General features: G+C 70.7%; 7 protein-coding genes. 3 read left to right on the plus strand and 4 right to left on the minus strand.

Going from position 1 to position 15,070, the window contains the following annotated elements; all coding sequences use genetic code 11:
- Window positions 1-127: 127 nt before the first annotated feature.
- The gene (locus tag ABD224_RS07070; RefSeq protein WP_344048008.1) at window positions 128-6,442 is read right to left on the minus strand and encodes an RHS repeat-associated core domain-containing protein; all 6,315 of its coding nucleotides are present in this window, start codon (window positions 6,440-6,442) and stop codon (window positions 128-130) included.
- A gap of 529 nt (window positions 6,443-6,971) precedes the next feature.
- Here ABD224_RS07070 and ABD224_RS07075 point away from each other — a divergent pair.
- Window positions 6,972-9,851: an FG-GAP-like repeat-containing protein gene (locus ABD224_RS07075; RefSeq protein WP_344048011.1), complete on the plus strand. Its 2,880-nt coding sequence runs from the start codon at window positions 6,972-6,974 to the stop codon at window positions 9,849-9,851.
- 139 nt (window positions 9,852-9,990) lie between these two features.
- On the opposite strand, the gene ABD224_RS07080 is transcribed toward ABD224_RS07075, so the two are convergent.
- Together ABD224_RS07080 and ABD224_RS07085 are read right to left on the minus strand one after the other, a co-directional pair.
- Window positions 9,991-11,103 carry a nucleoside triphosphate pyrophosphohydrolase gene (locus tag ABD224_RS07080; protein ID WP_425580926.1) on the minus strand — a complete coding sequence of 371 codons (1,113 nt, stop codon included), beginning with the start codon at window positions 11,101-11,103 and terminating at the stop codon, window positions 9,991-9,993.
- A gap of 131 nt (window positions 11,104-11,234) precedes the next feature.
- Window positions 11,235-11,867 carry a SurA N-terminal domain-containing protein gene (locus ABD224_RS07085; RefSeq protein WP_344048013.1) on the minus strand — a complete coding sequence of 211 codons (633 nt, stop codon included), beginning with the start codon at window positions 11,865-11,867 and terminating at the stop codon, window positions 11,235-11,237.
- 266 nt (window positions 11,868-12,133) lie between these two features.
- Here ABD224_RS07085 and ABD224_RS07090 point away from each other — a divergent pair, with 266 nt between their 5' ends.
- Together ABD224_RS07090 and ABD224_RS07095 are read left to right on the plus strand one after the other, a co-directional pair.
- Window positions 12,134-12,856 carry a hypothetical protein gene (locus ABD224_RS07090; protein ID WP_344048015.1) on the plus strand — a complete coding sequence of 241 codons (723 nt, stop codon included), beginning with the start codon at window positions 12,134-12,136 and terminating at the stop codon, window positions 12,854-12,856.
- A 64-nt stretch (window positions 12,857-12,920) separates the two neighbouring features.
- A complete protein-coding gene (locus ABD224_RS07095; protein WP_344048017.1) occupies window positions 12,921-13,283 on the plus strand; it encodes a hypothetical protein in 363 nt (120 codons plus the stop codon).
- A gap of 38 nt (window positions 13,284-13,321) precedes the next feature.
- Here the strand turns inward: ABD224_RS07095 and ABD224_RS07100 are convergent, their stop codons facing one another.
- A complete protein-coding gene (locus ABD224_RS07100) occupies window positions 13,322-15,064 on the minus strand; it encodes a peptidase M16 family protein (protein WP_344048019.1) in 1,743 nt (580 codons plus the stop codon).
- Window positions 15,065-15,070: the final 6 nt, after the last annotated feature.

The raw sequence follows: 15,070 nt of genomic DNA on the forward strand, positions 1-15,070 counted from the left end.
GTGTGATGCGATGGGTGAATCAGATGCAGAAGGGGGCCGCGGCCCCTCCCAGGATGCGGGGGCGGGGTGCCCGGAGATCTCCGGGCACCCCGCTTCGGCGGCTTCGCCGACGGTGATCAAGAGGTGATCACTTGGAGAATTCCTCCTTCAGGCCGATCCAGCCGCCCATGTTGGCAGCCGCGGTCTTCAGGGCGATGGACCCCTGTCCTATCCCCCGCTCCACCGCGGTCGCCCCATTGCGGACGAGCCAGACACCGGTCCAGTTCATGCCGTCACCGACCGCCGCGCGGAATCCCCGCGCCACGGCTCCGCTGCCCCTGATCAGGTTGGCCGCGGAACCGGCGCCGGTCAGCATGATGGCCGCCATGGTGCCGGCGAGCTGCGTGCCCGCCTTGTCACGCTGGCCGTTGAGGGCGTAGATCCCGGCGGACGCGAGGCCGGTGCCTGCGGAGACGGCGGCGAGGACACCGGCGGCTCCTTGGCCTCCGGGGATCATCGCCGCAACGCCCGCGAGCGTTCCGGTGATGGTGCTGACATGGCCCAGGATCTCCGCGGCCCGTTCACTGGTGGCCGCCTTCCACGCCTTCTTGGCACCTTCCCCTATGGCCTTCCCCGCCCTCTTGGCGACCGAGACGGCCTTCTTGGCCACGGCTTTCGCCTTGGCCTTGACCTTGGCATAGGTGCGTTTTGCGGCCTTGTAGGCCTTCTGGGCGTATTTCTTCACTACCCGTACGGTGCGCTTGACGACCTTCTTGACCGTCCGCGCCACCGTCTTGACAACCCTTTTGACCTTCTTGACGACTCTCTTGACGACCTGCTTGACGGTCTTGACGACCTTCTTGACCGTCTTAACCACCTTCTTGGCGGTCGTCTTCACCTTGTTCGTGACCTTCTTGACGGTCTTCTTGAAGGCGTCCTTGAGCTTGCCGAAGAAGAGGCCGTCCGGGTCCGAGAAGGTGACCGGGTTGTTGTTGGCGTAGGCGTAGGGGTTGATCCGCTGGGTCTCGGTGTAGTCGACCAGCGGGTCCACACTGATGAACCGCCCCAGCGCCGGGTCGTAGGCACGTGCGCCCAGCTGGGTCAGGCCCGTGCCGTCCATGATGCCGCCGACGAAGCCCCGGTCCACCGGCCAGGTGCCGGAGAGCGCTCCCCGCTCGACGCCGAACGGGTCGAGCCAGCGGTGGACGACCTCCTGGGTCGTCGCGTCGATCGCCGTCGTGCCCGTGCCGTGGTGGTCGCCGAAGAGGAACTCCAGGTCTCCGCCCGTACGCACCGCGACGGTCTCCCCGTCGAAGTCGTAGTAGCGGACCCCCGTCTTCTTGCCGTCCGGCTGGAGCACCAGCTCGTTGCCGCCGGGCAGGTAGAGCGTGGTGCCCTCGCCGTCCTTGCGGAGCAGACGCTCACCGTTGGTGTCGTAGACGTACTCGGTGGTGGCCTTGCCCGGCTCCTCCACCTTGGCGAGCTGGTTCTCCGCGTCCCAGGTCAGGGTCTGGTCGCGGCCGCCCGTCGTGCGCGTGACGGTGTTGCCCGTCTCGTCGTAGGTGAAGGAGTCGGTCTCCGTCTTCCCGTCCCTGGTCGTCTCGACCGAGGTCAGGGCGTTCGGGCCGCCCTTGCCCTCACCCTGCCCGCCGTAGGTGTAGGTGCGCACGGTGTCCTTGGCGGGGTCGCCGCCGGTGTCGTGGTGGACCTCCTTGGTGCGGTTGCCCAGGGCGTCGTAGGTGTACGACGTCCAGTAGGGCCGCGGACCGCCGACGGTCGACCGGGACGGGTCCTGCGCGCAGTCGTCGGTCGCGGTCCACGCCTCGGTCAGGCGCTGCAGCGCGTCGGTGAGGAAGCACTGCGTGTCGGTCTGCTGCTCCTCGCCCTGACCGGTGGTCGTCTTGATGCGCTTGATGTTGCCGGCCAGGTCGTAGGTGTAGTGCGTGTCGTCGACCCGCTGGGGCGCCTGCGTCCGGTCGGTGGTGACACGCAGCAGCTCACCGGTGTGCTCGTCGTAGGACCAGCTGCGGTAGATGCGGCGGAGCTGGTCGTTGTACTCGGTGCGCAACGGCCGCCCGAAGGGGTCGTACGTGGTCGAGTTGACCAGGATCCGGCCGCCCGCGGTCAGGCCCTGGGCCTGGTCGTCCGTGTCGTAGCGGGTGACCACGCGCTCCGCGGGCAGGTCGCCGAGGGCGGGCTGGTCGATCCGGGTCAGCAGCCCCGTCTTGTCGTTGTAGCCGAACTCCCAGGTGTACGTGCCCGCCAGGGCGCCCGCCGCGGAGGGGACGGTGACCTGCATGCCGGTGGGCTGGTAGTCGTCCGTGTAGCCGGTGACCCTGTGCGTGTAGACCTGCCCGTCCACATACCGGCGGGCCTCGGTGAGTTCGCCCTTGGCGACCGTGTCGTACACCCACTCGGACCGGAGCGTGGACCCCTCCTTCACGGCGGTCATGCGGCCCAGCGCGTCGTAGACCGTCGTCAGGGTCACGCCCCGGGCGTCGGTGGCGGACACCCGGCGGTCCAGGACGTCGTAGGTGAAGGTGGTACGGCCCTGGTCCGGGTCGTCGATGCGGATCTCCCGGCCGCGCGCGTCATAGGCGAACGTGCGCACGGTGCCGGCCGGGTCGGTGACGCGCTCCAGCAGGCCCCGGGCGTTGTACGCGTACGTGGTCGACTGCGAGGCGGTCCGGGCCTCGTTGGTGTACTCGATCTCCTCGATCGGACGGTCCAGCGCGTCGGTGACCGTGGTCCGCGCCGTGCCGCCCTTCGGCGGGATGACGGTGGTGTGGTTGCCGTCGTACACCGTGGTGACCCGGCGGGTCTCGGTGCCGTACTTCAGGGCGATCGCCGTGGTCGGGCGGCCCGCCCCGTCGTACTCGGTCCGGACGGCCGCCGGCGCCTTGGTGTCGTCGCCCGCCACGAGGACGGGCTCCGGGTCACCGGTGGCGTAGTAGTCGTCGTAGACCTTCCACTCCAGACCGCGCGAGTCGTAGAGCGTCTCGGTGAGCACCCGGCCGGACCTGCCGAGCGCGGGCATCTGGACCTGGCGCTCGCGCAGCAGACCGTCGTAGAGCGTGTAGCTGGTCTCCGTCGAGCCGTCGCCGCGCAGCTCCCGCGTGGTGATCGCGGGTGCTTCGGTGCGGGAGATGCGGTACTCGTACGCGGCGCTCGGGGAGTCGGGGTACTGGCTCCTGCTGCGGCCCGGCTCCCACACCTTGGTCACCCGGCCGAGAGCGTCGTAGGCGATGTCCGTGCGCTTGCCGTTGGCGTCGATCTCGGCGACCGGCACACCGCGCCTGGCGTCGATCTCGGTGGTGAGCGTGTGCCCGAGCGGGTTGGTGACGACCATCCTGGTCGGCAGCCCGGTGGCCGGGGTGTACTCGGTGGTCATGGCGCGGTTCTGCGCGTCGGTCACCTTCACCGGCCGCCCGTAGGCGTCGTACGACGTGGTGGCGACGGTGATGAACCCCGTGCCCTTGTCGTCGTTCTCGTCCTGACGCGTCGCGTTGCCCCGGGTGGGTGCCGCGCCCAGCGTGGTGGAGCCGTCGTAGTACGTGCGCTCCTCGGAGATCAGCTCACCGGGGTCCGCGCAGGTGCCGGCCGTGGTCTTCTCCGACGCCTCCAGCTCCAGGATGTTGGCCCCGGTGCTGCGGGCGTACGTCATCGTGGTGCACGTCTCGTCACCGGTCCTGGCGGTGTCGCCGTGATCGGTCTGCGAGGCGAGCATGCCGTACTCGTCGAAGGTCCGCTCCGACCTGGTCCGCTGCCAGCCTCCGCCCTTGAGCGGGCTGCGGGTGGTCTCCACCGCCACGTCGGTCATGTACGCGGCGAGCGCGGGCAGGCCGGGGCGGGCGCGGCTGGCCGTGGGGCCCTTGCGCCACGGGGTGGTGGTCTTCTCGCTGATGAGCGTGCCGTCGTCGTACTCGGCCTCGGCGCGCTCCATGCCGGCGAAGACCGGGTGGTCGTCGACCTCGTTGCCCTCGAAGTCGGCGACCTTCGCGCCCTCGATGCCGCGGAAGTAACGAGTGCGGGTGTCCAGCCTGGGCCCGTCGGTGCCGTTGCCGACCTGGGTGCGGACCTCGCCGTAGCCGCGGAAGTCGCTGTAGGTGCGGTGCTCGGGCCTGGTGAGCTCGTCCTCGCTCTTGGCCCAGGCCGCGCCGCCCACATAGGTGTAGTCGGTCTGCTGGGCCGGGGAGCCGCCGACGAGGTCGTTCTCCAGGACGCGGGTGACGACGTACTTGTGGAACCAGTCCTTGACCGGCTTGTAGTCGGCGGCCGGGGAGTCGGCCGACGACCAGTACACCGGGTAGCAGCGCTTGGTGTTGGTGGCCTCCGCGGGCAGGTCGCCCGGGGTGCACTCGGGCTCCGAGTAGGTGACGTCGATGGCGGAGCCGGTCTCGGTGTTCACCTGGCGGACCCGGTAGCGCACGATCGGCGGGATGCCGTCACCGGTGGTGTCCACGCGGTTGGCGAGCTGCTGGCCGAGGAAGGTGACCTCGGGCAGCTTCTGCGGGGAGCCGGCGGTGTGACCGGCGCGCGTGATCCCCGCCAGCCACAGCGTGGGAGTGGAGCCGTCGCCCGGGTCGGGAAGCTCGTGACGCAGCTCCCAGCTGTCCACCGGCGCGTAGGTGCCGCCGGCCAGCACCTTGGTGGTGATCCTCGTCAGCCGCTTGGTGGTCCAGAACGTCGGGGCGATCTTCCCCTTGCAGTCCTCGCCCTCGCGGCAGTACTGGTCCACGGGCACATCGGGCCAGCGCTTGGCGTTGGCCGCGGTCATCTTCGACGGCGCGCAGTCGAAGGAGTCGTCCGGCAGGCAGCGCTCGGCGACGGTGAACTCCACCTTCGCCATCGCCGCGTCGGTGCCGTAGACGTTGTCGGCGCGCAGACCGTACTCGATGCGCAGCGGATGTCCGCCGCGCTCGTACGCGGTCACGGTGCCCAGGCCGGTGGCGGCATTGGCGTTGCGCGCATAGCGGTTGGTCTCGGACGCGTAGTAATAGGCGGTGGCGTTGCCGTTGGTGTCGACGACGTAGTCGAGGTTCCAGCGCCAGGCCTGCGTGCACCAGGAGTCCGCGAAGGCGGTCTGGTGGCAGGGCTCGCCGGACTGGTTGCCGTAGACCGGCACGGTCCAGGTGGAACCGGTCTCCGGCTTGCCGGACGTCCAGCCGGGCAGCCGGTTGTAGCCGAAGTAGTACTGGGTGCCGTCGGTGGTGGTGATCCGCCAGTACTCGCCGTCGTTGTCACCGTTGCCCCGGCCGGTGTCCTTCAGCCGCTCGATCCGGGTGCCGTCGTCGTCCTTGAGCTTCCAGGTGCCGGTGGCGTCGTCCCTGACCAGCTCGTGGGACTGGCCCTCGAGGGACATCGTGGCGTTGTCGCTGTGCCAGCACAGTTCACCGTTGTTGGCGGTGTTGTTGCCGCCGGTCTTGTCGTCGTTGCAGGACGTGTAACGGCGCTCGATGTAGTTCTCGGTCAGCGACCAGCCGTCGCCCACCCAGTTGGCCTGGTTGTTGGTGGCGGCGGTACGGCCGTCCAGGGACTGGGAGTTGTAGGAGAGGGACAGCTCCGGCTCGAGGCCGCCGGGCGTCTCGGGGGTCTGGATCTCGTAGGACCAGGTGAAGCCGCCGGACGAGGAACCGGCCGTCCAGCGGCCCGAGGGGTTGAGGGGGGTGGCCTTGTAGTCGCCGCCGGCGCCGGAGGGGGCGGCCGTCGCGGCGAGCAGGGTGACGCCCTCGGCGGCCGGGGCGGCGGCCGGGGCGAGCATGGTCTTCGGGCCGTCTCCCGCCGCGTCGCCGGACGGTCCGGCCGTGCCGTCCACGGGGACGTCGGCGGTCAGGGTCCGGCTGTCCGTGTCGTTGTCGGTGGCCAGCGGCTCGGTCCGGGCGCACGTGGGGTCGTCCGGCCTCTCCAGCGCGCAGGCCGGCAGCCGGACGAAGGAGAGCCGGGAGGCCCAGCCGGCGCCGTAGGCGTGCTCGAAGCCGGAGTAGTCGAGGGTGACGCGGACCCGGCCGTCCTCGCCGCCTCCGGTGCCGCGCACCGCGAGGACGACGCCCTCGACGCCGAGCTTCTTCGTGGTCGCACGGTCGAGGACCCGTATCTCGGCGCTCTCGGGCGGCGCGGTGTCCTTGGCCGCCTTGACCTTTCCGCCGCTTTCCGGAAGGCCGACGAGGACCGGCAGCGTGCCCGCCCTCCGGGTCGCTCCCCGCCGCTCGGGCAGTTCGGCCTCGGCGGTGGCGGCCTCGGGCCACTTCACCTTCGGCGCGCCCCTGCGGGCGTCCCGGGCCGCGTCGTCACGGCCGGCTGCCTTCTTGGCCCTCACCTTGGAGACCGGGACCGGTTTGACCTCGTCGAGCCGGGGCAGCGACAGCTTCCCGGCCGCCGCCGCGATGTCGGTTCCCAGGATTCCGCCGAGCATGACGGCCGCTCCGGTGACGGCCGTCGCCCGTATCCACCGCCGCTGAGTCACGGGCGGTTTTCTGCGCCGCTTCCCCACCGCGACGCCCAAGGGATTGAACACTTCCTCCCCCTGTCTGCGTTCAATAAAACGGGGGCATATTACTGGCGCTTTACGCGACATAAAGCGCACATAAAAGGAACTACCACGCAATCGTGATCAACGGCCGGGAAAAGTTTCTGACATGTAATCAGGTGAAGGTGAAGGGCGAGCCGGGCGCGCGAGCGTTTACCCTTATGCCGTTTTGCCGATCCGTCCGACACGGCATCAAGCTGCGTCGTTGTTCCCCTACTTGACTACATGTCAGAGCATCGGGTAGGGGTCTCGGGAGGGGAGAATTTTGAGAAAGCAACCGCCTTCACGCGGCCGCAGACCGGGGGAAATACGCCGGCTTTTCGCTTGCGCGATCGCTGCCGGCCTGGCGGGCGCAGTCCTGCCCGCCACATCGTCGACAGCCGCGGAAGGAATTATTCCGCAGGCGGAACGGACACCGGCCGAGCGCGCCCTGAAACAGGCCGCCGACACCGGACGGCGAGTGGAGGTGGTCTCGGAACGCACCGAGTACTCCACCACATTCGCCAACCCCGAGGGCACCTTCACCCAGGAGACCCACGCCGTCCCGATCCGCGTCCGCCGGAACGGGCGGCTGGTCATGGCCGACCCGACCCTGGTCAAGGGCAAGGACGGCGTCGTGCGTCCCCGGGCGAGCGCCGTCGGCATCGAGTTCTCCGGCGGCGGCACACCCGCCGACGCCCCCATGGCCACCATCACCCGGGACGGCCGCAGCATGTCGCTGGGCTGGCCGGGCACGCTTCCCGAGCCGGTCCTCGACGGCGACACCGCCACCTACCCCGAGGTGCTGCCCGGCGTCGACCTCAAGCTGCGTGCGAGCGTCACGGGCTTCCAGCAGGTCCTGGTCGTCAAGTCCCGCGAGGCCGCCGCCCACCCCAAGCTCAGGAGGCTCAGCTACAGCCTGAGGACCGACGGCGTGCGGGCCCGCACCGACGAGGCCGGCAACCTGACCGCCGTCAACCCGGCGGGCCAGGAGGTCTTCACGGCGCCCACCCCGCTCATGTGGGACAGCTCCGGCGCCCCCGACGGGGCCGCGCCGAGCACGCTGCGCTCGGCCGGCGAGGCACTCGCCGCCCCGCGGAAGACCCAGAGCGCGAAGGCCGCCGCGGCGAACGGCTTCGACCCGGCCGTCGGCGCCAAGCAGGCCGCGCTGCCGGCCAGGGTCGAGGACGGCGCCCTGAAGCTCACCCCGGACGAGGATCTGCTCACCTCGCCCGACACGGTGTACCCGGTGCACATCGACCCGTACGTCTCCGGAGGCCGCAACAACTGGGCCGCCGTCGCGAAGAACTACCCGAACACCGCGTACTGGAACAAGTCCGACAATGTCGCGCGGGTCGGCTACGAGTCGCAGGACGGCACCACCTGGCGGTCCTTCTTCACGATGGACTCCCGGAACCTGCACGGCAAGAAGATCGTGAAGTCCACGTTCCGGATCAAGAACACGCACTCCTGGTCGTGCACCAAGAAGCCGGTCACCCTGCACCTCACCGGCGCCATCAGCTCCTCCACGACCTGGAACAACCAGCCGTCGTGGAGCACGGCACAGGCGACCGTCACCGACGCCAAGGGCTGGTCGTCCTCCTGCCCGGCCGGAAACCTGGAGTTCTCCACACTCGACGCGGCCACCAAGGCCTCGGCGAACAAGTGGAACACCATCACCCTCGGCCTGAAGGCGAACGAGAGCGACACCTACGGCTGGAAGAAGTTCGACGCCTCCACGGCGGTCCTCTCCACCGAGTACAACACCCCGCCGGCCGCGCCGTCCGCGCTCGACACCATCCCCAGCACCAGGAACAGCGCGGGCTGCGGCGACACCGCCCCGTACGGCTACATCGGTGACACCGACATCCACCTGACCGCCACGGCCAGCGACCCCGACGGAGGCACGGTCACCGTCAGGTTCCATCTGTGGGCGACCGGACACCACCCCGACAGCGATCCCAACGGTGTCCTGATCGTCAACCAGACCGTGTCGGTCGCCTCGGGCGCGGTCGCCAAGCTCAAGGTCCCCAAGAGCACACTGCTTCCCCACATCCAAACGGCCGACGGCAACTTCTCGTGGAGGGCGCAGGCGAGCGACGGCTCCCTCTCCTCGGACTGGACGCCAAACCAGAGCTCGCCCGGCTGCCGCTTCATCTTCGACCCGGAGCGCCCGAGCACCCCGCCCACCGTGAGCTCCGTCCAGTTCCCGAGCGGTGACGACGGCTGGCCGGTGAACACCAGCCCGGTGCGCACCAAGGGCCAGTTCGTCGTCACGCCCGGCGCCGCCACGGACGTGGCCGCCTACGAGTACTGGTCCACCCAGGACCCGACCGTGCGCACCGCCACACCGGCGACGCTCAACGGCACTGTGACCATCGAGCTCACCCCGACCAAGGCGGGCGCGCACTACCTGTACGTGCGCAGCGTCGACCGCGCACAGAACAAGTCCGACCTGCGGGCCTACCTCTTCTACGTCAACGGCGCCACCGTCCCCGACAAGCCGGGCGACCTCAACGGCGACGGCCACCCCGACCTGTGGGCGGTCGACGGCACCGGCACCCTGCAGCGGTACTTCGGCGACGGCACCGGCACGGCCGTCAAGGCGTCCCAGGCGGCCTCGGCGAGCGGGCAGTACGCGGACGCGAAGACCACGCGGCGCGGCGACTGGACCGACGACGGCCTCGAGGACCTGGTCCTGCTCAAGCACGACGCGACCGAGCAGCGTGACCGCCTGTGGGTCCACGCCAACGACGGCACCGGGGGGATCGACCCGGCCAACGTGCGGGAGCTGAACGTCTGGGAGCCGGAGAACGACCACTGGCAGGGCGCGGACCAGATCCTCGCCATCGGTGACGTCGACGGCCCGCTCGACCTCGACGGCGACGGCACGATCGGCCCGGACGACCGCCCCGGCCACCCCGACCTGCTCGTCAAGAAGGGCGACCAGCTGTGGCTGTATTTCGGGTCGCCGTCCGGTTATCTCGACGAGTACCTGGAGCAGCCCCCCGTGCTGATCGGCAACGGCGGCTGGTCGCGGTTCGAGATCTTCGCACCGGGCGACGCCACCGGTGACGGCCGCGTCGACATGATCGGCCGCGACACGACCGACGGTGCCCTGTACCGCTACGCCGGCACGGGTCCGAACGGCGAGGGCCTGGGGTACGGCCCCGGCCGCGTCCAGATCGGCACCTCCTGGACGCCGGCCAACCGGCCGCTGGTCACCTCGGTGCCGGACGTCCAGGGCGACGGCCAGCCGTCCGTCTGGGCCACCGACGCCTCCGGGAACCTGCTGTTCTACCCGCAGATCAAGGGCGGCGGCAATGTCGTCGGCTCGGGCCTGTCCGGCTACCGGTCACTGACCTGACCGATCGGGCCGGCCTCTGACGGCCGTGCGCCCCGGGGCTGTGGCTTCGGGGCGCACAGCCGTTTCCGGGCGGGTTCCCGCGGCTCGTGCGTCCGCCGGGCTCTGATCGCCTCGGCCGGCCCGATCGGCCTGATCGGTCTCAGGCGCCTTTCTCCTCGTAGCCCTCGGACTCCTCGAACTCCTCGGGCTCCTCGAACTCCTCGGGCTCCTCGAACTCCTCGGGCTCCTCGGGCTCCTCGAACTCCTCGCGCACCTTGAGTCCCTTGCGCTCCTTCTGTTCCTCAACGGCCCGGATCGCGTCCCGGTAGGCCCGTGCCGCCGCCCGGAGCGCCGCCTCCGGGTCCACGCCCTCCGCCTCGGCCCGGACCGCCAGCGCCAGCAGGTCGTGGCCGATGCCCTCGACGGGGGGCAGCGGAACGTCCAGCCCCGCCGTGCGGACCCGGGACGCCAGCTTCGCCGCGAGGGCGAGGCCGGGCTGGCCGAGCGGAATGCCCTCGGTGACGGAGGTGCGCCGCTTCTCGACGGCCTTGGTGCGCAGCCAGTGCGCCCTGACCTCCTCCGGGGTCTTCGCGGTTTCCTCGCCGAAGACGTGCGGGTGGCGGTGGATCAGCTTGTCGACGATGGTGCCGGCCACGTCGTCGATGGAGAACGGCTCCTCGGGGTCCTCCTCGGCGATACGGGCGTGGAAGACCACCTGGAGCAGTACGTCGCCGAGCTCCTCGCGCAGCTCCTCCCGGCTGCCGTCCTCGATCGCCTCGACCAGCTCGTACGCCTCCTCGATGCCGTACTTCGCCAGGCCCTTGTGGGTCTGCTGCGACGACCAGGGGCACTCGGCGCGGATGCGGTCCATGACCTGGACGAGGTCGAGCAGACGGGCGCCCGGCAGGTCGTAGGAGGCGGGCAGCAGTTCCAGCTCCGGCATCCTCACCCGGCCGGAACCGGCCAGGCGGGCCAGGCCGTCGGTCAGGGCGGGCTCGCCCTCGCCGGTGGCCACGACCACGACCGTACGGCCGCCGGCGCACGCCTCGACCAGCTCCTCGGCGGTCGGGGACGCCTCGTCGACCGCCACCCCGGCCTCCCGTATGTACGGCAGCTGCGGATGCGCCCCGTCCGCGCACAGCACTCGGTCGGCCGTGCGCAGCGCCTGCCAGGCGGGCCAGGACAGCAGTCCGGGGGCGACCCGGTGGCTGGTGGTGAGCAGGACGATCCGGCCCGGGGCCGTTTCGGGGGTGGTCGCGCTGGTGGTGTTCACGCTCCGAACGTAACGCACCAGGCCGACACCGCCCCGGGACAGCCCGGGTCGGTCAGGGCCGACCAGGGTCGAAGCCGGCCGGCACCGGTCGGCGCTGGTCGCCCTCGAGTCGGCCCCGGATCAGCCCCGGATCAGCTGATGGCCGAGACGTCCTTCAGCCACGGCGTCTTCGCCTCCACCCGGCTGGGCTGCCGGCTGTCCCAGGTGCCGTAGCGCGGGTTGAGGTCGATGTCCAGTTCGGCGGAGGCCTTGGACAGCGCCTTCCAGAAGTCCGGTTGGCTGGTGTCGGTCCCCAGCCGGGTTGCGAGCTTCTGCGCCTTCAGCTGCAGACGCAGGTTCTCGTCGAGGCGCTGCGGCGGCACCCCGTACTGGTTCAGCCAGGCGTTCTCCAGTGCCTTGGCCCCGCCCGTCCGCTGCTCCATCTCGGAGCGCAGCTGCTGGACCTCGCGGCGGGTGACCTTGATGCCGGCGCTGTCGGCGGCGTGGTCGAGCACCCGGTCGAGGACCATCTGGTGCAGGGTGTCCCGGGTGAGAGTGCCGGTCCTGGCGACGACCTGCTGGTACTGCGCCTCGTCGGCCACCGCGGACCGCTGCGCCTCACGTACCTCGTTCACCCTGTTCTGCAGCTGCGCCACGGTGATCCGCTGTCCGCCGACGACGGCCGCCGCGCCGGGATGCGCGTCGCTTCCGCAGGCAGTGAGCAGAGGGGCCGCCGCAACGATCGCGGCGGACAGGACAAGCGCGGTGCGACGGCGGCGGTGCAAGGAAACCTCCCGAGGAGTTTGTGCGGTGGTGCACAAGGTCTTGCGGTGATCGATGGTAGGCAGCGGCCGTGCTCCGGCCAAGCCATTGGACCAACGATTCACCGCGACTTCGGGCACCGCCGCCCCGGTCCCGCCGGGCGGCGGCCCGCCGAGCCGGCCCGTGATCGCCACAGGTGCGGCCCAGGCGTCATCGGGTCTGCTCGGGCCCCATAAGATCCACTGGGCACTCCCCATCCGCGGCCCAGCCCGAGAAAGCAGCAGCTCACATGCACTTCACGTCCCGCGCCGCCCGTGTCCTCGTCCTGGCGGCGCTTCCCCTGACCCTGGCGGCCTGCGGCTCGTCCGACGACACGGCGGCCGGCGACACGTCGGCCAAGGCCACGGCGTCCTCCTCTCCCTCCAAGGACCCGAACGCCGGTCTGCTCACCGGCACCCAGCTGAAGAAGGCCCTCGCCCCGGCGTCGTTCTTCCCCTCCGGCTTCGCCGTCGACCCGAGCGGGGCCAGGGACACCGGCGACACCTACATACCCCCCTCGACGGCCCCGGCGGACAAGCCCGACTGCACCAGGCTGGGCGGCACCGCCTGGATAGAGATCACCGGAATCACCGGGGTGTCCTTCGCGCAGAACGACTACATCAACAAGAACACCTCCGAGCAGATCGCCCAGGAGATCGACGCCTACCGGGGCACGACGGCGGAGACCGTCCTGAAGGAAGTGGAGAAGGCCGCCGCGGCCTGCGAGAGCTTCACCGACTCCGACACCAGCACCAAGGTGAAGGTCACCGGCCGCTCCACGCCCGGCCTGGGCGACGGCGCCTACACGATCACCCTCACGAACCCGGCCTGGGAGAACGGCACGACCCTCATCGCGGCCCGGGTCGGCACCAACGTCGTCAGCGTGCTGTCGACGGACGGCCGCGACAACGGGGCGGCGACGGCGAAGAAGCTGACGGAGCGGATCGTCGCGTCCTTGAAGAAGGCTTCCTGACCGGAGTTCGTCCGCGCCGCCCGGATGGCTTAATCTTGCCCCTCACACTGCCTTGGGGGTGGAGATGGAAAAGCGCCTGGAGGCCGGCTGGCTCCAGCGGATCGCCTGGTCGGCCCTGGTGTGGGTCACCCTGGGCCTGCTGGTGTGGGTTCCGTTCCTGTACGTGGCGATCCGCCGCGGCCGGGGCTCGGACTGGGGGGCGTTCGCCGCATTCGCCTTCTACGAGTGCGTGACGTTCTTCTGGGGGCTCGCCACCTCCAGAAGCGACGGCAACGGCGATCCGGTCCTGGGCATCGTCGTCCTGCTGTCCCTGCTGCTGGCGACGGCGATGCTGCTGTTCGCCGTCTTCGACAGGCGGCGGCCGGCGCAGGACGTGCACCCGGCGCCTGCCCAGGGACCGGCGTACGGATACCCGTACGGACGGTGACGGCAGCCCCCTCTCCTGTACCGGCTCTCCTGTACCGGTCACCTCCGCCGGGTGCGGCGCAGGATGCTGATGGCCGGCCAGCTCACCAGGGCGGTGAACCCCCACAGGAAGGCCGAGATGGCGATCCACTCACCTGTGCTGAGCTCGGGATCCTCGGCCTCGAAGACCGTGAACGAGAGAGCCAGGAAGGCGCACAGAGCGCCGAGCAGCCCGAAGACGACCACGGCCACCGTCTGAAGGACGGTCCGCCGGGGAAGCGCGGCCCGCTGCGACGAGCCGGCGTGGGCCGCGCCGCTTCCGTCGGGGGCCGGTCCCGGTTTCGGCACGGGCGGCTGCTCCCTGGGCGGCAGCCACACCACCGCGTCCGGCGGCACGGCGGCGGCCACGGCCGCCATGGTGGGTGCGTCGACGCCGTACAGACTGGGCTCCACGTCGACGATCAGGCCGTCGGTGCCGATGAACCGGCGGCCGCCGTCCGGCCAGCTCAGCACGGCCGCGCACGCACGGTAGAGCACGGTCACCGCGCGTTCCGTGCCGTCCTGCGCACGCGCCGTCACGCTGACCCCCTCCTCCCCCACGATCAGCGCCGAGCCGTCGTTGCTCTTCGAGGCGAACCGCCGTCCGGTCACGGCGTGCGGCGAGCCCGTCGGGGCCGCCGTGTACCCGGCCCAGTCCGCGCTGTGCCCACCGGGCACCTGCATCAGAGCCGTTTCCGCCGCCTCCAGGGCCACCTTGTGCACGTCCTCGGTCGTCACCGCCCGCAGCTCGGCGCGCAGTTCGTCGAGGGTGCGCAGGGGCCGCCCGGTGAGCAGGTCCTCCGCCATGGCGGGCAGCCGCCGTACGGCCGCGTCGGGCGCGGTCAGCGCACTGTCGGCGCGGGTGCGGACCGCGTCCAGGTCACCCTGGCCGATCCGGCCCACCTGGAGCGCGGCGAGGACGTCGACGAAGCCGCCGAGCACCGCGTCCTGCTTGGACGGCAGGGCGTCCGCGAAGGCCGTCACCACGGCGAATCCGTCACGGCGCGCGGTGCAGTCGGTTGCCGCCGTGTACGAGAAGCCGCCTTCCTGGCGCAGGGCACGGGACAGCTCCCTCTCGAGGACACCCGCGTACAGCTGGGCGGCGGCGCTGTCGGTCACGACGGCGTCCAGCAGCACGCCGCCCGTGCCTTCGGAGAAGTAGGCGGGGGTGGTGGGAAGGGCGGAGGTGACGGCGGGCAGGGAACGGCGCTGACCGGCGGGCAGCTTGAGCGTGAGCCCCTCCGGCAGGCGCTCACCGGCGACCCACAGCACGGCGTTGCCCTGGGTGAACCAGGTCTGTGCCCAGGCCTCCACCTCCTGCGGCCCCAGGTTCCGCACGCCCCACTCCGGGTAGCTGACCAGACCGTATCCCTGGGCGCCGTAGCGCCACAGCGGCAGGAGAGGGAGCTCGCGCCGCGCCTCCTCGGTGCGCAGGATCTCCTTCTCGGTCTCCAGGCGTTCCATGGGCAGAGCGGTGAGGGAGTCGCAGACGCCCTGGAGGTAGGCGACCACCTCGTGTTCGGTGCCCTCCACGTGGAAGTGGGTGAAGGCGGCCTTGGTGGCGCCGTTGAAGTGGTAGTCGGCCAGGCCCTGGCGGTGCAGGGCCAGGTGCTCCACCAGGTGGGTGACGCCGGCGCGGGCCAGCGTCTCGTCGGCGATGCCGACGCGGAAGACCAGTCCGGCGCGCATCGGTCCGGCGGCCTGTGCGAAAAGGGTGGGTATGCCGTCGGTCTCGGTGAGGCGGACGGTGGCCTGTGGGTTCATCGTCGG

It is taken from the genome of Streptomyces thermoalcalitolerans (assembly GCF_039525155.1).
Taxonomy (GTDB): domain Bacteria; phylum Actinomycetota; class Actinomycetes; order Streptomycetales; family Streptomycetaceae; genus Streptomyces; species Streptomyces thermovulgaris.